This window comes from Pseudomonas sp. NPDC090208, from assembly GCF_044746785.1.
GTDB lineage: Bacteria > Pseudomonadota > Gammaproteobacteria > Pseudomonadales > Pseudomonadaceae > Aquipseudomonas.
Map to the genome: position 1 here is coordinate 13,331 of NZ_JBIVCU010000004.1, position 22,067 is coordinate 35,397.

The 22,067-nt window shown below is 62.7% G+C and carries 21 protein-coding genes; 12 read left to right on the forward strand and 9 right to left on the reverse strand.

Annotated features, from left to right (window positions below; genetic code table 11):
* Positions 1-3: 3 nt before the first annotated feature.
* The 3 genes from ACIPL0_RS08385 to ACIPL0_RS08395 all read right to left on the reverse strand — a co-directional run bounded on the left by ACIPL0_RS08385 (position 4) and on the right by ACIPL0_RS08395 (position 2,524).
* Complete coding sequence (locus ACIPL0_RS08385; protein WP_400598939.1) at positions 4-1,359, reverse strand: MFS transporter; 1,356 nt, start codon at positions 1,357-1,359, stop codon at positions 4-6.
* A 477-nt stretch (positions 1,360-1,836) separates the two neighbouring features.
* Complete coding sequence (locus ACIPL0_RS08390) at positions 1,837-2,109, reverse strand: hypothetical protein (protein ID WP_400598941.1); 273 nt, start codon at positions 2,107-2,109, stop codon at positions 1,837-1,839.
* A gap of 181 nt (positions 2,110-2,290) precedes the next feature.
* Positions 2,291-2,524 carry a hypothetical protein gene (locus ACIPL0_RS08395; RefSeq protein ID WP_400598943.1) on the reverse strand — a complete coding sequence of 78 codons (234 nt, stop codon included), beginning with the start codon at positions 2,522-2,524 and terminating at the stop codon, positions 2,291-2,293.
* A 264-nt stretch (positions 2,525-2,788) separates the two neighbouring features.
* Here ACIPL0_RS08395 and ACIPL0_RS08400 point away from each other — a divergent pair, with 264 nt between their 5' ends.
* Positions 2,789-4,642, forward strand: a complete 1,854-nt coding sequence (locus ACIPL0_RS08400; RefSeq protein WP_400598945.1) for an ABC transporter ATP-binding protein — start codon at positions 2,789-2,791, stop codon at positions 4,640-4,642.
* A 33-nt stretch (positions 4,643-4,675) separates the two neighbouring features.
* On the opposite strand, the gene ACIPL0_RS08405 is transcribed toward ACIPL0_RS08400, so the two are convergent.
* Both ACIPL0_RS08405 and ACIPL0_RS08410 read right to left on the reverse strand, forming a co-directional pair.
* Positions 4,676-5,902, reverse strand: coding sequence for an MFS transporter (locus ACIPL0_RS08405; protein ID WP_400598947.1), 1,227 nt, complete (start codon positions 5,900-5,902; stop codon positions 4,676-4,678).
* A gap of 43 nt (positions 5,903-5,945) precedes the next feature.
* On the reverse strand, positions 5,946-6,728 hold the full coding sequence (locus tag ACIPL0_RS08410) for an IclR family transcriptional regulator (RefSeq protein WP_400598949.1): 783 nt from the start codon (positions 6,726-6,728) through the stop codon (positions 5,946-5,948).
* 118 nt (positions 6,729-6,846) lie between these two features.
* Here ACIPL0_RS08410 and ACIPL0_RS08415 point away from each other — a divergent pair, with 118 nt between their 5' ends.
* From ACIPL0_RS08415 to ACIPL0_RS08430, 4 genes are all read left to right on the forward strand, one after another.
* Entirely contained in the window at positions 6,847-8,271 is a 1,425-nt protein-coding gene (locus ACIPL0_RS08415) for an amidase (RefSeq protein WP_400598951.1), read from the forward strand.
* A 90-nt stretch (positions 8,272-8,361) separates the two neighbouring features.
* On the forward strand, positions 8,362-9,684 hold the full coding sequence (locus tag ACIPL0_RS08420) for an MFS transporter (RefSeq protein ID WP_400598953.1): 1,323 nt from the start codon (positions 8,362-8,364) through the stop codon (positions 9,682-9,684).
* Positions 9,685-9,854: 170 nt separating this feature from the next.
* Positions 9,855-10,391 (forward strand): 2,4'-dihydroxyacetophenone dioxygenase family protein, encoded by a 537-nt coding sequence (locus tag ACIPL0_RS08425; RefSeq protein ID WP_400598955.1) that lies wholly within the window; start codon positions 9,855-9,857, stop codon positions 10,389-10,391.
* Positions 10,392-10,483: 92 nt separating this feature from the next.
* Positions 10,484-11,392, forward strand: coding sequence for a LysR family transcriptional regulator (locus ACIPL0_RS08430; protein ID WP_400731518.1), 909 nt, complete (start codon positions 10,484-10,486; stop codon positions 11,390-11,392).
* An 18-nt stretch (positions 11,393-11,410) separates the two neighbouring features.
* Here ACIPL0_RS08430 and ACIPL0_RS08435 read toward each other — a convergent pair whose 3' ends face one another.
* The gene (locus ACIPL0_RS08435; protein WP_400598959.1) at positions 11,411-12,046 is read right to left on the reverse strand and encodes a cupin domain-containing protein; all 636 of its coding nucleotides are present in this window, start codon (positions 12,044-12,046) and stop codon (positions 11,411-11,413) included.
* A gap of 314 nt (positions 12,047-12,360) precedes the next feature.
* On the opposite strand from ACIPL0_RS08435, the gene ACIPL0_RS08440 reads away from it, so the two are divergent.
* The 5 genes from ACIPL0_RS08440 (at position 12,361) to ACIPL0_RS08460 (ending at position 18,122) form a co-directional block, all read left to right on the forward strand.
* Positions 12,361-13,422 (forward strand): ABC transporter substrate-binding protein, encoded by a 1,062-nt coding sequence (locus ACIPL0_RS08440; protein WP_400598961.1) that lies wholly within the window; start codon positions 12,361-12,363, stop codon positions 13,420-13,422.
* A 184-nt stretch (positions 13,423-13,606) separates the two neighbouring features.
* Entirely contained in the window at positions 13,607-14,686 is a 1,080-nt protein-coding gene (locus ACIPL0_RS08445) for an ABC transporter ATP-binding protein (RefSeq protein WP_400598963.1), read from the forward strand.
* A 10-nt stretch (positions 14,687-14,696) separates the two neighbouring features.
* Positions 14,697-15,944, forward strand: coding sequence for an ABC transporter permease (locus tag ACIPL0_RS08450; RefSeq protein WP_400598965.1), 1,248 nt, complete (start codon positions 14,697-14,699; stop codon positions 15,942-15,944).
* Positions 15,945-15,949: 5 nt separating this feature from the next.
* Entirely contained in the window at positions 15,950-16,774 is an 825-nt protein-coding gene (locus ACIPL0_RS08455) for an ABC transporter permease (protein WP_400598966.1), read from the forward strand.
* Between the two features lie 100 nt (positions 16,775-16,874).
* Complete coding sequence (locus tag ACIPL0_RS08460; RefSeq protein ID WP_400598968.1) at positions 16,875-18,122, forward strand: aspartate aminotransferase family protein; 1,248 nt, start codon at positions 16,875-16,877, stop codon at positions 18,120-18,122.
* Between the two features lie 70 nt (positions 18,123-18,192).
* Here ACIPL0_RS08460 and ACIPL0_RS08465 read toward each other — a convergent pair whose 3' ends face one another.
* The 3 genes from ACIPL0_RS08465 to ACIPL0_RS08475 all read right to left on the reverse strand — a co-directional run bounded on the left by ACIPL0_RS08465 (position 18,193) and on the right by ACIPL0_RS08475 (position 20,571).
* Complete coding sequence (locus tag ACIPL0_RS08465; protein WP_400598970.1) at positions 18,193-18,831, reverse strand: glutathione S-transferase; 639 nt, start codon at positions 18,829-18,831, stop codon at positions 18,193-18,195.
* A 93-nt stretch (positions 18,832-18,924) separates the two neighbouring features.
* Positions 18,925-19,671 carry an SDR family NAD(P)-dependent oxidoreductase gene (locus ACIPL0_RS08470; RefSeq protein ID WP_400598972.1) on the reverse strand — a complete coding sequence of 249 codons (747 nt, stop codon included), beginning with the start codon at positions 19,669-19,671 and terminating at the stop codon, positions 18,925-18,927.
* A 54-nt stretch (positions 19,672-19,725) separates the two neighbouring features.
* The gene (locus ACIPL0_RS08475) at positions 19,726-20,571 is read right to left on the reverse strand and encodes an alpha/beta fold hydrolase (protein WP_400598974.1); all 846 of its coding nucleotides are present in this window, start codon (positions 20,569-20,571) and stop codon (positions 19,726-19,728) included.
* 139 nt (positions 20,572-20,710) lie between these two features.
* Here ACIPL0_RS08475 and ACIPL0_RS08480 point away from each other — a divergent pair, with 139 nt between their 5' ends.
* Together ACIPL0_RS08480 and hxsD are read left to right on the forward strand one after the other, a co-directional pair.
* Positions 20,711-21,604: a LysR family transcriptional regulator gene (locus ACIPL0_RS08480; protein ID WP_400598976.1), complete on the forward strand. Its 894-nt coding sequence runs from the start codon at positions 20,711-20,713 to the stop codon at positions 21,602-21,604.
* A 160-nt stretch (positions 21,605-21,764) separates the two neighbouring features.
* The gene (gene hxsD, locus ACIPL0_RS08485; RefSeq protein WP_400598978.1) at positions 21,765-22,067 is read left to right on the forward strand and encodes a His-Xaa-Ser system protein HxsD; all 303 of its coding nucleotides are present in this window, start codon (positions 21,765-21,767) and stop codon (positions 22,065-22,067) included.

Consider the following 22,067-nt stretch of genomic DNA (forward strand, 5'->3'; position numbering starts at 1 on the left):
TTCTTATTCTCCCTGGAGGACCTGTTGCGTGGGGGCGATGGGGGTGTCGTCGGCCACCTTGCGTCGGGTGCCGAGCGCCATCATCAGCAGCGCGGACATCAGCATCAGGCCGCCGACCACCAGCATCGGCGCCGAGTAGGAACCGGTGTAATCCTTGAGCGCGCCGGTGATGAAGCCGGCGGAAAACCCGGCGATGTTGCCGACGGTATTGATCAGCGCCACCGCAGCCGCCGCCGAGGCGCCGGTCAGGAACTGCGTGGGCAGGGTCCAGAAATTCGGCAGTGCAGCGAAGATCGAGCAGGCCGTGACCGTGATCACCGCAATCGTCGCGGCTGGCGAGCCCATGGCCTGGGCCAGCGGAATGCTCACCGCACCGGCCAGCGCCGGCAGCGCGATGTGCCAGGTGCGGCAACCACGGCGGGTGGCATCGCGGGACCACAGGTAAAGCGCAACTGCCGCCGGCAGGTACGGGATCGCGGTGATCAGGCCCTTCTGGAACACGGTGAAGGTGGTGCCGAACTGCGCCTGGAAACCGCCGATGATGGTCGGCAGGAAGAACGACAGCGCGTACAGCCCGTAAATGAAGCCGAAGTAGATCAGGCACAGCATCCACACCCGACCGTTGAGCATCGCCGCGCCGACACCCATGTGCGTGGTGCGGGTCGTCGCATGCTGCTGTTCGCGGTCCAGTTCACCGACCAGCCAGCGTTTTTCATCGGCGCTGAGCCACTTGGCCTGGGACGGGTGATCAACCAGGTAGAACCAGGCGATCAGTCCCACGGCAATCGCCGGCAGCGACACACCGAGGAACATCACCCGCCAGCCGGTCAGCCCGAACAGGCCGTCATGGCCGATCAACCACGCCGCCAGTGGCGCGCCAATCACCGTGGTCAGCGGCTGGGCCAGATAGAACAGCGAAAGGATCTTGCTGCGGTAACGGGCCGGCACCCACAGGCTGAGAAACAGGATCGCACCCGGAAAAAAACCCGCCTCGGCGATACCCAGAAAGAAGCGCAGCGCGTACAGCCCTTCGACGCTGCTGACCCAAGTGAACAGCAGCGAGACGATGCCCCAGGACACCATGATCCGCGCCAGCCATTTGCGCGCGCCGAACTTGTGCAGCGCAAGGTTGCTCGGCACTTCCAGCAGGATGTAACCGATGAAGAAGATCCCCGATGCCAGGCCGAACTGAACCACGCTCAGACCCAGATCCTGGGTCATGCCGTTGGGTCCGGCGAAGGAAATCGCCGTGCGGTCGAGGAAGTTGATGAAAAACATGAGCGCCACGAAAGGCACCAGGCGAAACGAGATCTTGCGAATGGCCGAATGCTCGACCGGGGATGCGGAGCTGCTGTGCATGGCGGTTCTCCGGCTCATCTACGCCGTTCGAAAAGAACTGGTGTGATGAGGTGATATTCTTGTTAGGGCCGCTGTAAGGCAGCGATCCAGACCTGGCTCGTCGTCATGGGTGAAGCGAGAAGCTTGGTACTAGTTCTAACACGGGCTTTTCGGTTTGTATACTGTGGTGATGGTATGATCTCTATACATGATCAAAAAAAGGACCCGCATCAAGCAGTCATGCGGGCCCAACAGCTGGTTTACCGGCCGATCATCTGGTCATGAGCAGGTTATCCAGAATCTCGCGCAACGCGTGTCGGCGATGTCATCGAAGGCAATTTGAAGGGGCTGAGTCGGCTCGAATCGCTCAAACCCTGGACAGGGGCGGATTACTCGCCTCTGTCCAGCGTTTCACAAGCAAGCCTGATGTGCGGATTGAATGGGTAGCGGCAGCCACGCGTGCCGTTGGCGGCCCGGCGTGGCTGAAGGTGGTGCGATTTAGCCGATCTTCCGGCGTTTGGCTGGCATCGGGTACGAAGCTTCACTGCCCCGGCCGAGTTCGTTGCGAATCCGCCGGATTTCTTCCCTGATCGCATCCCGGACTTTCGCCTGATCGTCCTCCGAAAGCGAGTTGTACCAGCGTCGGTGATGATCGTGATCGGTGGGACGTGATTCGCTGCTGTGAGGCTTGGCCGTCAGCACCGCGATGTAGTCCTCGACTTTCAGTCCCACGCTTTTACTCTCAACGGCTTTGCCAAGCTTCTTATCCATTATCCCTGTCATCCGCGCCAACACCCGGATGCGAACTCTCTCACGCTGCTGGCCAATTGTCATGCACTGACAGAGTGGGTAAAAGGCCAAGGCATACGCCTGAACGGAAGTCGCCGGCGCAAAGCTCTGCCCGGCGACTTTTCCAACGCTTTTTTCAGCTTATCGGTGAGCAAAACCTGGCTCAGATTTCCCCCGGATGCTCCGCTGCGAACGAGTTGTTTCTTTCGACTTCCTGCAGCGCTTTCTGCCGCTCGGCTTCCTCCTGCGGACTTGCCGGGACTTCCTCTTCCTCGGAAGGCAGATCGTCTCCATCCAGGGGTGGAAGCGGAATCACGTCCGGCCTGCCGGGTTCCAGCGGCTCGATTGAATCAATGGCGTTTTCAGTACCGCCTGGAATACCTGTCGGGTTACGCATAAGCACCTCGCCCGGCCGTGAATGGGTTGCGGCCTACAGGTTTTGAATCCCCTGCCCTCGCCGTGGTTCGGTCGACGTTCCGAACGGTCATGTCGACGGAGGGTGTCGACTGATCGTGGTGAGCAGATGCGCCGCAACTTCCGTCAACGCGGGGTACTCAGATCAGCAAGACGAGCGCCGCGAATCCATAAAAACGCCGGGGAAGCATGCCGGTCCCGGTCGTTGATGGCAGAATTCGCCCATCTGATTGTGATGGAGACCCTTATGCTTCGTGTGTTTGAACGCTGGCTCGACCCTTTTCCGCCGGACGAGGTACCCCCTCCACCTGACGGCCTGGCTCGGTTTCTGTGGGCCTGCACCCGCGGCGCTCGCGGTTATATTCTCGCGCTGGCACTGCTCAGCGCCGCCGTGTCGATTTACGAGGCCTGGCTGTTTTCCTTTCTCGGCCAGGTGGTGGATCTGCTCTCGCACTGGCAGGCCGGCGGCGCTGCAATCGAACAGGAAAGCCATGTGTTGTGGGGGATCGGCATCGTGCTGCTGGTCAGCATCGGTCTGGTGGCACTGCGCACCATGGTTCAGCACCAGATTCTGGCGATCAATCTGCCGTTGCGGCTGCGCTGGGATTTTCACCGCCTGATGCTGCGCCAGAGCCTGTCGTTCTTTTCCGACGAATTCTCCGGCCGGGTCACCACCAAAGTGATGCAGACCGCGCTGGCCGTGCGTGAGGTGCTGTTCACCGTCATCGAAATCGCCCCCGGCATCGGCGTGTATTTCATTGCGATCATCGCCCTGGCCGGCGGTTTCGCCCTGAAACTGATGCTGCCTTTCATTGCCTGGGTCGCGTTGTTCGGACTGGCGATGCTGTATTTCGTGCCGCGCCTGGGTCAGGTCGGGCAGGAGCAGGCCCACGCACGCTCGTCGATGACTGGCCGCGTTTCGGACGCTTACACCAACATCACCACGGTGAAACTGTTCTCGCACTCCAAGCGTGAAGCGCATTTTGCCCGCGCGGCGATGGAAGATTTCAAGCACACCGGCTTTCGCCAGATGCGTCTGGTCAGCCAGTTCGAGATCGTCAATCAGGCATTGGTGGTCGCGCTGATCATGGGCGCAGGCGGCTATGCCCTGTGGCTCTGGCATCAGGGCGAAATCGGCACCGGTGCCGTGGCCGCGGTGACCGCCATGGCGCTGCGTATCAACGGCATGTCGCACTGGATCATGTGGCAGATGACCTCGCTGTTCGAAAACATTGGCACCGTGCAGGACGGTATCGAAACCCTGACCCGCAGCCCCAAGGTGCAGGACGCCGCCGACGCCGGCGTGCTGATGACCTCCGGCGGCGCGGTGAGCTTCGACAACGTCAGCTTCAACTACGGCGGCGAACGCCAGGTGCTGCATGGCCTGAGCCTGAACATTCGCGCCGGGGAAAAGGTCGGTCTGGTCGGCCGCTCCGGGGCCGGCAAATCCACCTTGATCAACCTGTTGCTGCGCTTCTACGACGTCAACAGCGGCGAGATCCGTGTCGATGGGCAGAACATTGCCCACGTCACTCAGGACAGTCTGCGCGGCGCCATCGGCATGGTCACTCAGGACACCTCGCTGCTGCACCGCTCGATTCGCGACAACATCGCCTACGGCCGCCCCGACGCCAGCGAAGCGCAGATCCGCGCCGCCGCCGCCAATGCCCAGGCCGACGGTTTCATCCAGCAACTGAGCGACCGCCAGGGCCACACCGGCTATGACACGCTGGTGGGCGAGCGCGGCATCAAGTTGTCTGGCGGCCAGCGCCAACGCATCGCCATCGCCCGGGTGATGCTGAAGAACGCGCCGATCCTGCTGCTGGACGAGGCCACCAGCGCCCTCGACTCAGAAGTCGAAGTGGCGATTCAGGAAAGCCTCGATGAAATGATGGAGGGCAAGACCGTCATCGCCATCGCCCACCGGCTGTCCACCATCGCCGCCATGGACCGGCTGATCGTGATGGACGAGGGTCGCATCATCGAGCAAGGCACCCACAGCGAATTGCTGGAAAAGAACGGCACCTATGCGCGGCTGTGGCAACACCAGAGCGGCGGGTTTCTGGGTGAAGATCAGGGCGTGGCCGAGGCGATGGAATAGCCCGGCGCGTGAGCCGGTCCTGATCGGGCCGGCTTACGCTTGACCCGCCTCAGACCCGGCCTGATCCAGCCCCTTCTGTACATACCAGGCAAGGGGCAAGGTCAATAACAGCAATGCAGCCAGGCCTGTCACGGCGACAGGAATACCAGTGAGATCGCCCAACCGGCCGAACAGCACCGGGGCGATCGCGCCGCCGCCGATGGTGCCGGTGTAGAACAAGGAAAAAGCGTGGTCGCGCCTGTCTTTGCCAGCCAGGTCCGGCACCGCGCCGTAGAGCACCGACGAGGTGCCGTTGAGTGCCAGCCCCAACAGCGGCAACACCGCCATCAGCGCCGTGTACGGCAACCACAACGCCAACAGGATCAGCACCGCCGTGCTGAATTCGGTCAGCCAGACCGTCTTCATCATGCCGATGCGCGCGCCCAGGTAGCCACACAGCAATTTGCCGAAGGCACCGCCGATGAACAGTAAGGTCAGCGCCAGACCGATGCCGGCGCTGCCGGCGCCCTTAGCTTGCAACAGGAACGGCAGAAAGGTCAGAAAACCCATGCGCACCGCGCTGTCGAGGGTGCCGGTGACAATCATCGCCCGCAGTCCGCCGACCGATCCCGCGCCGCTGCCGACCTTGCCCTTGCCGGTTTGAGCCGTGGCCGTGGTCGACGGCATCATCCACCACAGCCACACCGCGACCGCCATGCCCAACATGCCCACGCCGATGGCACTGGCGCGCCAGCTGAGCACCGTGAGCGACAGCCCGACCAATCCCGGCACCAGCGTCTTGCCGATGTCTCCCGCGAAGTTGTACTGGGAAAGCGCCTGCTTGATTCCACCCCCGGCCTCGTAGGCATCGGTGATCAATGACGAGGCCAGGGGATGCTGGCTGCTGGCGCCCAATCCGCCGAGCAGCAGCGCGACCAGCAACACGCCCAGGCCACTGGCAGCGCCGATCAACAGGTAAGCCAGCGCTGCCAGTACGGTGCCGCCGACCAGCAGACGCTTGCGCCCCCAGCGGCGTGCCGCACGGCTGGCGAGCAGCTGGAACCCGGCCATCATGGCCGAATAGGCACCCCGCAGCAGCCCGACCTGCGCATAGCTCAAGGCAAACTGCGCCTGCCACAGCGGCAGCAGCACGTAGATCACGTCCGTCAGCCCATCGTGGATGGCGTGGGCGCCGCAGCCGGCGAACAGCGCTCGGCGGCGCTCGGTATTGGCCTGGCGGGTGATCTGCGGCGCAGCCGACGGGCAGTTGAGGTCGTTCATCCTGACAAGCCTTCCATTGCGATACAGCGTTGATGACAGGGTGCTAGCCGATGCTCACGGCCTGGCTGATTTCCATCAGCAGCGGCACCAGTTCCTGCTCGACCTTTTCCACCGGCCAGGCACTCAATTGCGCGGTGATGTTGATCGCCGCCACCACCTGAAAATGCACGTTGCGAATCGGCGCGGCGATGCCGATCTGGCCCACCAGCACCTGCTCGCGGGTCAACGAGTAGCCGTTCTGACCGGCCTCCAGCACGCGCTCATACAGAATGTCCGGGTCCACTTCCGTGTGCGCGGTGTAGGCCACCGGGGCGACCTGCGCCAAGCTGGCCTTGACCCGCTCCGGAGGCAGGTCCGCCAACAACACTCGCCCGGCCGACGTACACCACGCCGGCATGCGCCTGCCGGGCAGCATCTCGGCGAAGGTCTGGTTGGGGCCTGGAATGCGCATCACATAGACGATGTCATGGCCGCTCAACACGCTGAGGTTGACGGTCAGGTTGCAGCGTTCGCGGATCAGCTTCAGCGCCGGCAGCGCCCGACTGATCAACGGCGACGCGTTGAGGTAGAGAAACCCCAGTTCCAGTGCCTTGTGGGTGAGGCTGTAGCGCCGCGAGCGCTCATCCTTGAACAGGTAGCCCAACTCGCACCAGGTATGGGTGAAGCGCTGGGCTGCGCTTTTTGTCATGTCACAGGCTTCGGACAGCTCGGTCAGGCCCAGCGAAGGCTGGCCATCGCGAAACACCTCCAGCACTCGAATGCCTTTTTCCAGCGTTTCGATGAACTGCGGATGCTGCTGGCGAGCGTCTTTATCGGTCAGGTTCACACGGCCTCCAATGTAGGTGGCCAGCATACCTCATCTTGACCGACACACCGATCCCTTATATACATAGTATCACTAAACAATATGAAGTATTGCATAGCGATACAATAAGGAGTTTTCGATGTCCGCTCACTCGGCAGGCAACCTGTCCTCTCGGCCCGCATGGGAACTGGCAGCAGAGATTCGTGCCGGTCACTTGTCAGCGCGCGAGTTGACCCAGGCGTGTCTGGATCAGGTCGATCAGCACAACCCCACGCTCAATGCCCTGGTCACCGTGGACGCCGAAGGCGCCTTGGCCCGCGCTGATGCCGCCGACCGCCGCCAGGCACGGGGCGAAACGCTGGGCGCGCTGCATGGCTTGCCGGTCGCGCACAAGGATTCGTTCCTCACCGCCGGGATGCGCACCACTTGGGGCTCGCGGGTGTACGCCGAGCACGTCCCCACTCAGGATTCACTGATCGTCAGCCGCCAGGCCGCCGCCGGTTCGATCCTGCTGGGCAAGAGCAACCTGCCCGAGTTCGGTGCCGGCTCGCAGACGTTCAATGAAGTGTTCGGCGCCACCCGCAACCCTTACGCCCCTGCCCTGACTTGCGGCGGCAGCAGTGGCGGCGCCGCCGTGGCCCTGGCGACCGGCATGGTGGCGCTGGCCGACGGCACCGACATGGGCGGTTCGCTGCGCAATCCGGCGAGCTTCTGCAACATCGTCGGCCTGCGTCCTTCCATCGGTCGCGTGCCGAACCTGCCCAACGCCAACAGCTTCGGCCAGTTGACCGTGGCCGGCCCGATGGGTCGTTGCGTCGCCGACGTGGCCCTGCTGTTGAGCGTGATCGCTGGCGAAGACAGCCGCGACCCACTGTCGTTGCAGTCCCGCGCCTTACCGCTGGACGTGAGCGCACCACGCGACTTCAAAGGCGCCCGCATCGCCTACAGCCCTGATCTGGGCGGATTGCCGGTCGATCCGGCCGTGCGCACCGTCACCGAAGCCGGCGTACGCCGCCTGGACGACCTGGGCTGCACAGTGGAACTGGCCGAGCCGGATTTCCGTGGCGGCGCGCGGGCGTTTCAAGTGTTGCGAGCGCTGACCTACGCCAGCGGCTACGCGCATTTGCTCGACAGCCATCGCCCTCTGCTCAAGGACACCGTGGTGTGGAACATCGAGCAGGCCAGCCGCTTCACCGCCCGGGACGTGATGGAAGCCGAAGCGGTACGCGCGCGGTTGTTCCGCGAGACCCAGGCGCTGCTGGAGCAGTACGATTTCCTCGTGGCGCCGGTCAGCCAGGTGCTGCCATTCCCGGTGGAACAGCCTTTCGTCAAACAGATCGGCGAGCAGACCATGGACACCTACATCGACTGGATGAACAGCTGCTCGCTGATCACCCTCAGCGGTCACCCGGCGCTGTCGCTGCCCTGCGGGTTCAGCGAGCAAGGCTTGCCGGTCGGGCTGCAGATCGTCGGTCGCTACCGTGACGAACAGCGGTTGCTGGCCTTCGCCCAGTCGCTGGAAACGCTGAATCGACCTTACGTCGACCGCCCGCTGGCTGGATAACCCGCAACGCCGGTAGCGCGCGACAGACGCATGAACAACGCCGGCTTGATGCCTTTTGAACAATGCCAACAACAGTCAAAGGAAAGCCCCATGTCCACCTCCTCCAACACCTCTCTTCCCGCTGGATCAGCGCGGGCGCGGCAGCCGGTCCGGGCCGCTGCCGGCTCGTTTCTCGGCACGCTGATCGAGTGGTTCGATTTCTATATTTACGCCACGGCCTCGGCACTGATCTTCAGCCACGTGTTCTTTCCGGGCAGCAGCCAACTGGTGGGCACTCTGTCCTCCTTCGCAACCCTCGCGGTCGGCTTTCTTGCGCGGCCGCTGGGCGGCATCGTGTTCGGCCACCTGGGTGACCGTTTCGGGCGCAAGTACTCGCTGATCCTCACGCTGCTGCTGATGGGCGTGTCGACCGTCGGCATCGGCCTGCTGCCTTCCTATGAACAGGTCGGCCTGTTGGCGCCGGTCCTGCTGGTGGCGTTGCGCATCCTGCAAGGTGTTGCGGTGGGCGGTGAATGGGGTGGCGCGGTGTTGCTCGCCAGTGAACACGCGCCCGAGGGCAAGAAGAGTTTCTACGCCTCGTTCGCGCAACTGGGCAGCCCGGCCGGGCTGGTGCTATCGCTGACAGTGTTCCGTTTCATCACCGAGCTGCCGGAAGCGGAGATGTACAGCTGGGGCTGGCGCTTGCCGTTCCTCGGCAGCGTGCTGCTGTTGCTGCTGGCGTTCCTGATTCGTCGCGGCGTCCATGAATCGCCGGAATTCGAAGCCCAGGCCAAGGCGGAGAAACCTGCGCAATCCCCGGTCAAGGCCGTGGTCCGTGACGCCTGGCCGCTGATTCTGCTGGTGATGGGCGCCTGCACCATCGGCATCTCTTCGGCCTACTTCACCAACACCTTCATGATCGCCTATGCCACGCAGTACATGGGCATCAAGAGTTCGGTGATTCTCGAATGCCTGTCGGTGGTCGCCATCGTCCAGTTGATAAACCAGCCCATCGCTGCCTGGCTGGCGGACAAGGTCGGCGCCGGTCGCTTCCTGCTACTGACCTCGGGCATCAGCGTTCTGGTGCCTTATCTCATGTTCGGCCTGGTGTCGACCGGGCAAAGCACAATGATCATCCTCGGCATTGCGCTGGCGAAAGTGTTCTCCTCGGCGTTCTACGCCGTCATCGCCGGCTACATCGTCAACGTGTTTCCGGTGTATCAGCGCTATTCGGGGATTTCCCTGGCCTACCAGGCCTGTGGCGCCCTGATCGGCGGCACCACGCCGATGCTGGGGACGCTAATCGCCGGGCAAGCGGCCGGGCAATGGTGGCCGCTGGCGGTGTTCTACTCGCTGCTGGCGCTTGCCTCGTTCCTCTGTGTGATGGGGCTGATGCGTCGCCACAGTACCTTTGCCCAGCCAACGCTGGCGTGACGCCGATTGCCGGCTGATTACCGAGGTAGTCGGCCGGCATCTGTGACGCCCGTTCATACCTGCTGTGCCGGTGATGCGGTTTTTCTGCCGCGCGCGCTCACCTACTCTGTGTTCAACCCCGGACGGTCAAGCAGCCGGGGATTCCGATCACCGACCGTGGACAGAGAACGATGAGCAGCGTTGCCAAGCCAGACGAACTCGCAATCCCCTATCAACTGCCGCAAGTGCCGTACATGACGCCGGACATCGTGCACCCCGGCGTACTGACCGACTGGCTCGAAGATGACCAGCTGTGGGTGCCGGTCACCGCGTCGGTGTCGTTCAAGCCGCTGCTGCTGAGCACCACGGGCGGCTACTACATCAACCTGTTGCGGGTTCGCCAGAGCGGCGTGCTGTCTCGTCATCGCCACACCGGCGGCGTTCACGCCATTGTGCTCAAGGGCCGCTGGTACTACCTGGAACACGACTGGGTCGCCGAGCAAGGCTCGTTCGCCTACGAGCCACCAGGTGAAACCCACACGCTGTTCGTGCCCGAAGACGTCGAGGAAATGATCACCTGGTTCCACGTTCAGGGCGGCTACACCTACGTCGACCCGCAGGGCGTGGCGGTGGGTTACGAAGACGTGTTCACCAAGCTGGAAGCGGCACGCAAGCACTACAAATCCCTGGGCCTGCCGGACGATTACATCGAGCGATTCATCCGCTGACGGGCAGGTTTCAGGTGACTGGCAAGCGGCTTGTCCGGGGCCTCGAATGCTGGCAGGCTGCGTGCCAACCGTAGCCTGTCGCGAGCGTGCAGATGGATAACTACTCACAGATGCTGGCCTTCGTCTGGGCGACCGAGCATGGCAATTTCTCGGCGGCGGCACGGGCGAACGGCCTGACCCCTTCGGCGATCAGCAAACTGATCACCCGCCTCGAAGACCGGCTGCAGGTGCGGCTGTTTCAGCGCGGCACGCGAACCCTGACGCTGACGGAAGAAGGCTCGGCCTATCTGCTCAGCGCCCGGGCCGTGATCAATGCCATGGCCGAAGCGGACTCGCTGGCTGAGGCGTTTCCCGACCGGGTCAGTGGCTCGCTGCGCGTACACACGATGACCACGTTCGCCAAGCACCAGATCCTGCCGTGGCTGCCGGAGTTCCTCGCCACTTACCCTGGTCTGACCGTCGACGTGCAGGTCGGGCCGCAGTACGTCGACCTGTTCGATCAGGGGCTGGATGTGGCGATTCACAGCGGCAGCTTGCCGGATTCATCCCGGATTGCGCGCAAGATCGGCGAAAGCGCCTGGGTCACCTGTGCGTCGCCGGAGTACCTGGCGCGCCGGGGCACACCGGCACAGCCTGAAGATCTGCTCGACCATGACTGTTTCAACTTCGGCTTTCACAGCGCCTGGAACACCTGGCAGTTCGTCGATGGCGAAGGCGAAGGCGCAATCATCACCCTGCCCATCGCGCCAAAGGCGGTGTTCGGCCAGGGCGACCTGTTGCGGGAAATGGCCTTGAGCGGCGCGGGGATCGTCAAGCTGGCGCAGTTCCACATCGGCGAGGACATTCGCCAGGGCCGACTGATTCCGCTGTTGACGGAGTTCAGCCTGCCGGGCAAGGAACCGATCTACCTGATTTATTCGAACAGGAAACACCTGAGCCCGAGAATCCGGGTGTTCCGCGACTTTCTGGAAAAACGCCTGAAGGACAACCCATGGGGATAGGCCCTGCCGCACCATTGATCAGAACGTCGGAGGCGATACCGCGCTGACCACCACACAGACTTCATCGAACGGATTGCGCATGCGGTGCGGCAAACGGCTGTCGAAGTAGTAGGCATCGCCCGGAGAGAGGATTCGCACCTCGTCGCCGACGGTCATTTCCAGCCGGCCTTCGATGATGATGCCGCCCTCTTCGGCTTCGTGAGAGTACAGCTCTTCGCCTTCCTGGCCAGTGTCGGCGCCGGGTTCGTAACGCTCATGGAGGATCATCATCGAGCTGTTGGCGAGGTTCGCGCCGACTTGCCGGTACGAAAGCATCTTGCCGTCGGCCAATTCGACCAGTTCGCTGGCCTTGTAGAACACCGCGCGGTCGACCACCGCCGAGTCGGAAAAGAACACGCTCAAGGTGACGTTCAGAGGTTTGAGCAGGCGTTTGAGAATACTCACCGAGGGGCTGGATTTGTCGCGTTCGATGATCGACAGCGTGGCGTGGGGCACCCCGGCCAGTTCGGCCAGGCCACGAATCGACAGGCCCCGACTCTGGCGCAAGGCCTTGAGGCGTTCGCCGACCGATGCGTTGTCCTCGGCTGACGTTTCGTCTGCAGGCGGCTCTTCCGGCGCGTGGGGGTTACGGCTGATCGCCGGTGAATCTGTCACGGTTTTTTCCTCAAATGAACTCGGCGCACCACGTTGGGTATTTCGCACCAACACGCCTCACCTGACAAGCGCAAAAGTAACAGCGTGTGACCGCGCCTCGCTTGGAAGACGCAAAGCAACGGGCTCGGCACGCCGGAAAGGCGCGATGGCCGGGGCCGCCCAATATCAAATTTCAGGCGATAAAAATCAATCGCTTACCGATTATCCGGGCGATTTCAGATTTCAGGCGCGCAGGAAAATAAAACTTGCGTCGCAGATTTCGCAGTGGTAAAAATTTTTACCACCACCACACAACATCTGCGTCGAGGTTCCAAATGCACAAGAAGCACAAGCCGTGCCACGCTTTAGCCGCTCTCGCGTTTGCCGTTGCCGGATTGGCAGGCGCACAGTCTGCGAGCGCCCGTGATCTGACTATCGTTTCCTGGGGCGGAAACTTCCAGGACGCACAGCGGGAGATTTTCTTCCTGCCGTACGGTCAGCAGACCGGCAAGAAAGTCCTCGACCAGAGCTGGGATGGCGGCGTGGGCGTTCTCGACGCCAAGGTGAAAGTCGGCAGCCCGAACTGGGACGTGGTCGAAGTGGAAGCCGAGGACCTGGCGCTGGGTTGCGAGGCCGGCCTCTACGAAAAGATCGACTGGGCCAAGGTCGGCAACAAGGCCGATTTCATCCCGGAAGCCGTGAATGACTGCGGCGTCGGCGCGATCGTGTGGAACACCGGCGTGGCATGGGACGCCGACAAACTGAAAACCTCGCCGACCTCATGGGCCGACTTCTTCGACACCCAGAAATTCCCCGGCAAGCGCGGCCTGCGCAAAGGCCCGAAATACTCCCTCGAATTCGCCCTCATCGCCGACGGCGTCAAGCCGGCCGATGTCTACAAGGTGCTGCGCACACCTGAAGGCGTGGACCGCGCGTTCAACAAGCTGAACAGCATCAAGTCGAGCATCGTCTGGTGGGAAGCCGGCGCCCAGCCGCTGCAAATGCTGTCGGCGGGTGACGTGGTCATGAGCTCGGCCTACAACGGCCGCATCACCGGTTTCAACCGCAACGAAGGCAAGCACTTCAAGTTCCTGTGGAACGGCAGCGTCTCGGCCATCGACTCCTGGACCGTGCTCAAAGGCAGTGAAAACAAGGCCGCCGCCATGGACTTCATCGGTTTCGCCAGCAAGCCGGAAAACCTGTCCAAACTGCCGAAATTCATCGCCTACGGCCTGCCGAACAAAAAGGCCAACGAGCTGGTGCCTGCGGACCTGAAAGCCGACCTGCCGACCACGCCGGACAACCTGGCGGCCGCCTTGCCGCTGGACGTGGAGTTCTGGGTCGACAACACCGAATCGCTCACCGAACGGTTCAACGCCTGGATCGCCCAGAAGTAACCCGCGTTACCGACGGCTCCACCGCCCTGCCGCCCCGTTGCGGGTGGCAGTTTCAAACCTGAACGACGCCCCATGTCGCGCCCGCCGCGACGTGACGGCCGACGATTGCTTCTTCATTTTGCGTGAACAGGCAGATGAGTAGCGAAGACAGACCCTGCCTACTCCCTGATGAGGGCTCTGCGACATGAAACACCTGGTCAGCTTCAAGAACATCCAGAAAACCTACGACGGCTTTCGTCCGGTGGTGAAAGACCTGAACCTGGACATCAAGGAAGGTGAATTCGTCACCCTCCTCGGCCCGTCCGGCTCCGGCAAGACCACCAGCCTGATGATGCTCGCCGGCTTTGAAACACCGACTCAGGGCGAGATCTTTCTCAAGGACAGACCGCTGCACAACCTGCCGCCGCACAAGCGCGACATCGGCATGGTGTTCCAGAACTACGCACTGTTTCCGCACATGACCATCGAGGAAAACCTCGCCTTCCCCCTGTCGGTGCGCAAGATCAACCGCATCGAACGCGCCGAGAAAGTGCGCCGCGCGCTGGACATGGTGCGCCTCAACGACTTCGCCAAACGCTACCCGGCGCAGATGTCCGGTGGCCAGCAACAACGTGTCGCCCTGGCCCGCGCACTGGTCTTCGAGCCCAAGCTGGTGCTGATGGACGAGCCGCTGGGCGCTCTCGACAAACAGCTGCGCGAGCACATGCAACTGGAGATCAAACACCTGCACAAGCAGCTGGGGCTGACGGTGGTCTACGTGACCCACGACCAGAGCGAAGCGCTGACCATGTCCGACCGCGTGGCCGTGTTCAACGATGGCGTGATCCAGCAGATCGACACCCCGACCGCCATCTACGAAACCCCGACCCAGTGCTTCGTCGCCCAGTTCATCGGCGAGAACAACACCCTGATGGGCACCGTGCTGTCCCAGGACGCCACCCACTCGACCGTGCGTCTCAAGGACGGCAGCCATGTCCAGGCGATCACCGTGACCCGCGCTCGCCCGGGCGAACCGGTCGCATTGTGCATCCGCCCCGAGCGGGTCATGGTCGGCGCCGCCGGCAGCACGCCGCTGACCGCGCGGATTCGCGAATACATCTACCTGGGCGATCACGTCCGGATGATCACCGAGATCGCCGGGCAGCCCGACTTCATGATCAAACTGCCCGCCGCGAAAATGGACAGCAGTTGGACCGTCGGCAGCGCCATCTCGCTCTCCTGGGCGCCCGAGCACATTCGTGCGCTCGACGCCACCCAGCACTGAGGCGCGGATCATGAGCCAGACCGCTATTGTGCTGCAGCATGACGAAGACACCGTCGACCTGAGAGCCAAGCTCAAGAAGTCGCAACGCGCCTACAAGATGAAATCCCTCGCGCTGATCGCGCCGCTGTTTCTGTTCGTGCTGGTGTGCTTCGCCTTCCCGATCGGCACCATGCTCAGCCGCAGCGTCGACAACCCCGAAGTCAACACGGCGCTGCCCGCCACGACAGCGGCCCTGCGCGGCTGGCAAGGCGACGCGCTGCCCGGCGAAAACACTTACGCGGCGTTGATCAAGGATCTCGCTGACGCCAGGGAAAACGGCCAGATCCTCGCCCTGAGCAAGCGTCTGAGCTACGAGCTTCCCGACTACCGCACGGTCATCACCAAAACCCTGCGCAAGCTGCCGGACGACAGTGCCGCGTCGAAGCGTGAAGCGCTGATCGACATCGACAAGGCCTGGGGCGACCTCACCTACTGGAAGGCGCTCAAGCAGGCTTCGGCGAAACTGACGCCGTATTACCTGCTCGCCGCGCTGGACCACCGGCTCGACCCTGCCAGCGGCGATCTGGTCAAGGCCGATGCCAACCAGTCGATCTACGTCGACATCTTCGCCCGCACCTTTTATATCGGCGCCATCGTCACCGTGCTATGCCTGCTGCTCGGTTTTCCCGTGGCCTACTGGCTGGCGATACTGCCCGAGGGCAAGAGCAACCTGCTGATGATCTGCGTGCTGCTGCCGTTCTGGACTTCGCTGATCGTGCGCACCGCGGCGTGGATCGTGCTGCTGCAATCGGATGGCCTGATCAACCGCACACTGATGTTGTTCGGCATCGTCGATGCGCCGATCCAGCTGGTGTTCAACCGCACCGGCGTGATCATCGCGATGACCCACGTGCTGCTGCCATTCATGATCCTGCCGCTGTACAGCGTGATGAAAAGCATCCCGTCCAACTACGTGCGTGCGGCCATTTCCCTCGGCGCCCACCCGTTCGTGGCGTTCTGGCGCGTGTATGTACCACAGACCTTCGCGGGCCTGGCGGCTGGCGGCCTGCTGACGTTCATCCTCGCCATTGGTTACTACGTGACCCCGGCGCTGGTGGGCGGTGCGGCCGACCAGATGGTCAGCTACTTCGTCGCCTTCTACACCAACAAGACCGTGAACTGGGGCATGGCCTCGGCGCTCGGCAGCCTGTTGCTGATCGCCACCCTGCTGCTCTACGTGGTCTACGGCAAGCTCACCAACCCGACCCAGGCGAGGTAATCGACATGTTGCAACCTTACGCATCCCCCGCCGAGAAACTGGCGCGCTTCGGCCTGGTGTCGGCGTCCATCCTGATCCTGCTGTTTCTGATCGTGCCGATCCTGGTGATCATCCCGTTGTCGTTCAACGCGTCATCGTTCCTGACCTACCCCATGGACGGGTTTTCCCTGCGTTGGTACGAGGAACTGATGTCCTCGCAGGAATGGCGCCAGGCGTTCCGCAACAGCTTCATCATCGCCCCCGGTGCGACAGTGCTGGCGATGGTCTTCGGCACCATGGCCTCGGTCGGCCTGTGTCGCGGCAACTTTCGTTTCAAGGCCGTGGTCATGGCGTTCCTGATCTCGCCGATGATCGTGCCGCTGATCATCGTTGCCGTCGGCCTGTACTTCTTCTTCGCCAAGCTGCAGCTGCTCAACAGCTACCTTGGCCTGGTGCTGGCCCACGCCATGCTCGGCGTGCCGTTCGTGGTGATCACGGTCAACGCGACACTGCAGGGCTTCAACACCAACCTCAGTCGCGCGGCGGCCAGCCTCGGCGCCCCGCCACTGACGGTATTTTTCCGGGTGATGCTGCCGCTGATCGCGCCCGGCGTGATTTCCGGCGGGCTGTTCGCCTTTGCCACCTCGTTCGATGAAGTGGTGGTGACGCTGTTCCTCGCCAGCCCCTCGCAACGCACCTTGCCGCTGCAGATGTTCGCCGGTATCCGCGAAAACATCAGCCCGAACATTGCCGCCGTCGCCACCATCATGGTCGTGCTCTCCGTGCTGATGCTGCTGACCCTGGAACTGCTGCGGCGGCGCAACGAGAAGCTGAAGGTCAAACAACAATAAACCGGCAGGCGCAGTCCCGTCCGGGACGCTTTGAAAACCATGTGATTCCGTTCCGGGCCGGGCCCGGACGGCAAACTACTGTCCAGATTCAGAGGTTGAAATGGCTAACTTAGTGGGCGATGTATCCAGTGCCGCGCGCATTCTGCCGGAGCTGAACGGCGAAAAGCTGTTCATCCGCAACGGCAAGGGCGCCTGGCTGTGGGACGACAAGGGGCGCCGGTACATCGACACCGCGCTGGGCTTCGGCGCGGTGTTGCTCGGGCATGCCAACGACACGGTGAATACCGCCGTGACCGAAGCCCTCGGCGACAGCGCGGCGCCCTCTTGGGCTCACGTTCGCGAACACGGGGCGGCGACCGCGCTGGCCCGGCACACCGGTGGACTGAGCAAAGTCATGTTCACCAACTCCGGCAGCGAGGCGGTTCATCTGGCCTGCCGTGCCGCGCGAGCCTACACCGGTCGCGGCAAGATCGCCAAGATGGCGGCGGGTTTCGACGGCTGGTTCGACGACGTCAGCTTCGGCAACGTGACCTCCGACGAAGCACGCTTCAAAGACGGCGCCCGCCCGTCCACCGAACGCACCACGCTGATCCGCTTCAACGACTTCGCCGATGTCGAGCGACTGTTCGCCGAAGACCATGACATCGCTGCGGTGATTCTCGAACCGATGCTCGCCAACGCCGGCTGCATCATGCCCCTGCCCGGCTACCTCAAGCATGTGCAGGACGTCGCCCACCGGCACGGTGCGCTGGTGATCTGCGACGAAGTGTTGATGGGCTTCCGTCTGTACGCCGGCCTCGCCGGGCTGCGTGACGGCCTGGACCCGGACCTGGCAAGCGTCGGCAAGGCCATCGGCAACGGCGTCCCGGTGTCTGCGGTGGTCGGCAAGCCACACATCCTCGCCGGTTTCGAGGAGGGCCGTGTGGCCCGTGGCGGCACCTTCAGCGGCAACCCGCTGGCCTGTGCGGCGGTCACCAGCACCCTTGAGCAACTGGACCAAAGTGACTACGCGCGCTTGATTCAGCGCGGCGAAGACCTGCGCTCCGCCGTGGAAAGCAGCTTCAGATTCCACGGCATCAGCGTCGCCACCAGCGGCTACGGCAACGTCTTCGGTATCTGGCCCGCCGCGACTGCGCCGGTAACCTATAAAGAAGCGGCAAAAATCGCCAACCCGGCGTTCAGCAAAGCCCTGCACCTGGCCTTGCGCGAAGCGGGCGTGTTGATGATGCCTTCGCCGTATGGGCGCATCTACATCTCGTTCGAACACGACGACGAAGTGATCGAGGCGATGAAGGTGGCGTTCGACAAGGCGGCCGAACAACTGAGTGCGCAGTTCGCCGGCGCTTGATCCAGCGCTGAAATGAACAATGCCAGCCGGTGTCACCGGCTGGCATTGTTCATTCAACAGTCGGCAAGATTCAGGCCGACATCCCGGGCCGCGCGGCCACCTTGTCGTACCAGGCCCTCAGCGCCGTCTGCTCCTCGGCAATCTCCATCTTCAGCGCGCCCCTGGCAAAATCCAGGGTCACCAGCGCGGTGATGTCCGCCGCACTGAAATGCTCGCCTGCCACGAACGGCACCGTCTGCAGACGCTGATTCAGGTCCGCGTAGAAATTGACCACACGCAAGCGACTGCGCACGGCCAGTTCCGGGATCTGCTCATACAAATGCGGACCGGCCAACGCCCGCCCGGCCAGACCCGGTACGGCGTTGCGCACGGCTTCCATCACCGCAGCAAAACCGTCGAGCTCCACGCGCCGCTCCCACATGGCAATCAGGGCTTTTTCAGTCGCCGTGCTGCCCAACAGCGGCTGCTCGGGGTGGGTCTCTTCCAAATAGCGCCAGATGGCCGGTACTTCGGCAATCGACGTGCCGTCCGCCAGCACCAGGGTCGGCACCATGCTGCGCGGGTTGATGGCTTTGTAGGCGTCGGAAAACTGCTCCTTGCTGCCCAGATCCACCGGCAATAGCCGAACCTGCAGGCCTTTCTCGGCAATGAAGATACGAACGCGGCGCGAGTTGGGAGAGCCGCCAGCGTGATAAAGGGTTGCGGTCATGATCGGTTCCTCGATAACGGTTGAAAATCAGACCGGTCGCCGTGGCGTGTGCCCCGGCGCCGGGAACAGCGATGGGTGGGTCGGCAGGACACCTCAGAGCTTGGAGCCGCCGTCGACCCGCAGGGTGTCGCCGGTGATCCAGCGGGCGGCATCGGAGGCCAGAAACGCGATGGTCCCGCCGATGTCATCCGGTTGCGCCACGCGCTGCAGGGCTTGCATCGACAGGGTCATGTCGCGACCGGCATCAGTGCGGGCGAAGCTCGACATGTCGGTGTCGACCACGCCGGGCGCGATGGCATTGACGCGGATCCCGCGCCCCCCGAGGGTGGCGGCGAAATGGGTGACCAACGTGTCGATAGCGCCCTTGGTCGAGGCGTACGCCGCCAGGTTGCCCACCGCCGCACGGGCCGCCAGCGAAGACAGCAACACGATGCTGCTGCCCTCACGCAGTACCGGCAGCAGTTGTTGCACCAGGAAGAACGGCGCACGCACGTTCACGGCGAACAGGCGGTCGAAATCCTCGACGGTGGTGTCCTCGATACTCGCCGCGCTGGCGATGCCGGCATTGGCCACCAGAATGTCGAGCCGGGCACCGACGATCTCGATGACCTTTTGCGCCAACCCATGGGGCCCGTTTGCGGTGGACAGGTCGGCAGCGACCGCTTCTGCCCGGCCGCCAGCGGCGCGAATTTCAGCCACCACCGCCTGTGCCTCGGCGGCGCCGCTGCTGTAATGCACCAGCACCTGCGCGCCGTTTTTAGCCAATGCCAGCGCACTGGCGCGGCCGATACCACGGGAGGCGCCGGTGACCAGCGCGGTTTTTCCAGTCAGATTGCTCATGGTGTATTCCTCAAAGGGGTAGCGATGAAAACCGGGGGTGGATGAAACGGTGAATCACGACTCGGACAGGAACATCGACACATGGCCGACGAAGCGCTCGGGGTACTGGTACTGCGAGCCATGGTTGGCATCGGGGTACAAAATCAACTGGGCGTTGGGGATGTGCTGTTGCAGGTGCCAGGAGTTGATCGAGTAAATGATCACGTCGTGGTCGCCGTTGATGACCAGGGTCGGCTGCTGCAGCGCGGCCAGGTAATCGAACGGTTTGTCCTGCGGGGCGCCCCACTTGGCCAGCGCCGCCAGCTGTGCCGGGGCAACGCGCTCGTTCACTTCGGGATCGCGGCCTTCATTGCGCAGACGGAAGCGTTCGAGAAAGGCCCGCCCTGCCGCCTGACTGGCCTGCGACGGGGTGAAAAACACACCGAGCCAGAGGTCGTCGGGATTCGCGTAGCTGGCACTGAACACCTCGACTGCCTCTGGTGTGAGCGATGCCATGCCGTCGCCGCTGCGTGGACCGGTGCCGACCAGTACCAGACGGCGTACCAGCGCCGGCTCCGTGATTGCCAGCGTCTGAGCGACCAGGCCACCAAGGGAAAAACCGAGCACGTCGACCTGCTGCAGCCCCAGCGCCTTGATGAAGTGCGCGGCGTTGGCCGCCATTTCCTCGACCGACGTCGGCACCTCACCGGAGGTGCTGGAGATACCGGCGTTGTTGAACAGAATCACTTCGCGCTGTTGCGCCAGGCCGTCGGTGACCAGCGGATCCCAGTGATCCATGGTCCCGGTGAAGTGCATGTTGAGGACGACCGGCACGCCTTGCTGTTTGCCAAAGCGGCGATAGGCGAAACGGATGCCGTTGGCATCGATGTACTGGGTAGGAGCGGTCTGATGGGTATGCATGACAGGCCTCGCTGGTCAGTGAGCGCAACGCTGAACCGTTGCTGTTGAGGCCAATCTATGCCGCAATTGCGCGGCTGGATAAGACTTTGTAAGCTGCTGTCCCATGCTTTTAAAGCATGACCCGATCAGGAGCCTGAACATGGAACTGCGCCATTTGCGTTACTTCATCGCGGTCGCCGAGGAAGGCAGCCTGACGGTGGCGGCACAAAAGCGCCTGTTCACCTCGCAGCCTTCGCTGAGCCGGCAGATCAAGGATCTGGAAGATGAAGTGGGCGCGCCATTGCTGCTGCGCAGCGCGCGCGGCATCGAATTGACCCCGGCCGGGACGGTTTTTCTGGAGCACGCACGGCGCGCGCTGGAACAGGTCGAAGCCGGTATCGAAGCCGCACGGGAGGCGGCGCATCCGAGCAAGCCAACCTTCGCCGTGGGCTTCTTGACCGGGCAAGAGGTGGACTGGCTCCCGGAAACCACGCGGCTATTGCTCGATCAGTTGCCGAACATGGAAATGACCGTGTCCAGCCAGTACTCCCCCGACCTTGCCGACGCCCTGGTGCGCGGCAAGCTGGACGTCGCCTTCCTGCGTGAAGAACACAACACCCCGCAACTCAATTACATCAGCGTTGCCAAGGAGCGCTTCGTGGTCATCATGCCCAGCGACCACCACCTGGCCGCAGGCACGGACGTCGACGTGCACGACCTCGCCGGAGAAGTGTTCATCGGCGCCTCCGACATCGCCTACCCGATGCGCCTGGCCATCGAAAACTACCTGACCGCCTCCGGCCTCGACATCACCCCCAGCCACCGCATTCACAACCTGACCATGGCCATGTCGCTGATCGCCTCCACCCGCGGCGTCGCCCTGCTGCCCGCCTACGCCGAAAACTTCCTGCCCTGGTCCGTCACCAGCCGCCCCCTGCGCGGCGAACCACCGACCATCGACCTGATGATCGGCTACAACCGGGCCAATGACTCGCCGTTGTTGAAAGTGTTTTTGTCGAGGGTGGATGAGTTGATCAGGCGTCGAACGGGATGAGTGGAGGTTGGTTCGGCCCTCTCGATCCACTCGTCGTCAGGAGAAAAAGCTCAGCTCGACGTCTCATGGCCGATCGTAAATTTTTTGTTACACATGGTGGCATTTAGATCTCACAGAGGTCATGCTTTACCAAAATCCAACGCTCCGAATGGACTCGATCATGCACTGGGATGTCACCCTTACGCTGAACAGCGGCGTCTATCCGTTGAGCGTTGTACAGCGCGCGGTATATGCACTCGCCTCCTCTCTGACCATCAGCGTTCAACAATCCGACTCCATCATCACTTTGCTCGTCACTCCCACCCTTTTGGCGGGCTCAAGTGAACAATTGACTCCGGATGCTGCCCGTGAACTCGTGCTGCGCAACTTGAATGACTTCGCTTTACGCGAACAGATTCAACGCGAAACGTCAGGATTAAGAGAAATCATCGCGAACGCTGCGCTAAGAGGCGCAGGTCTCTGA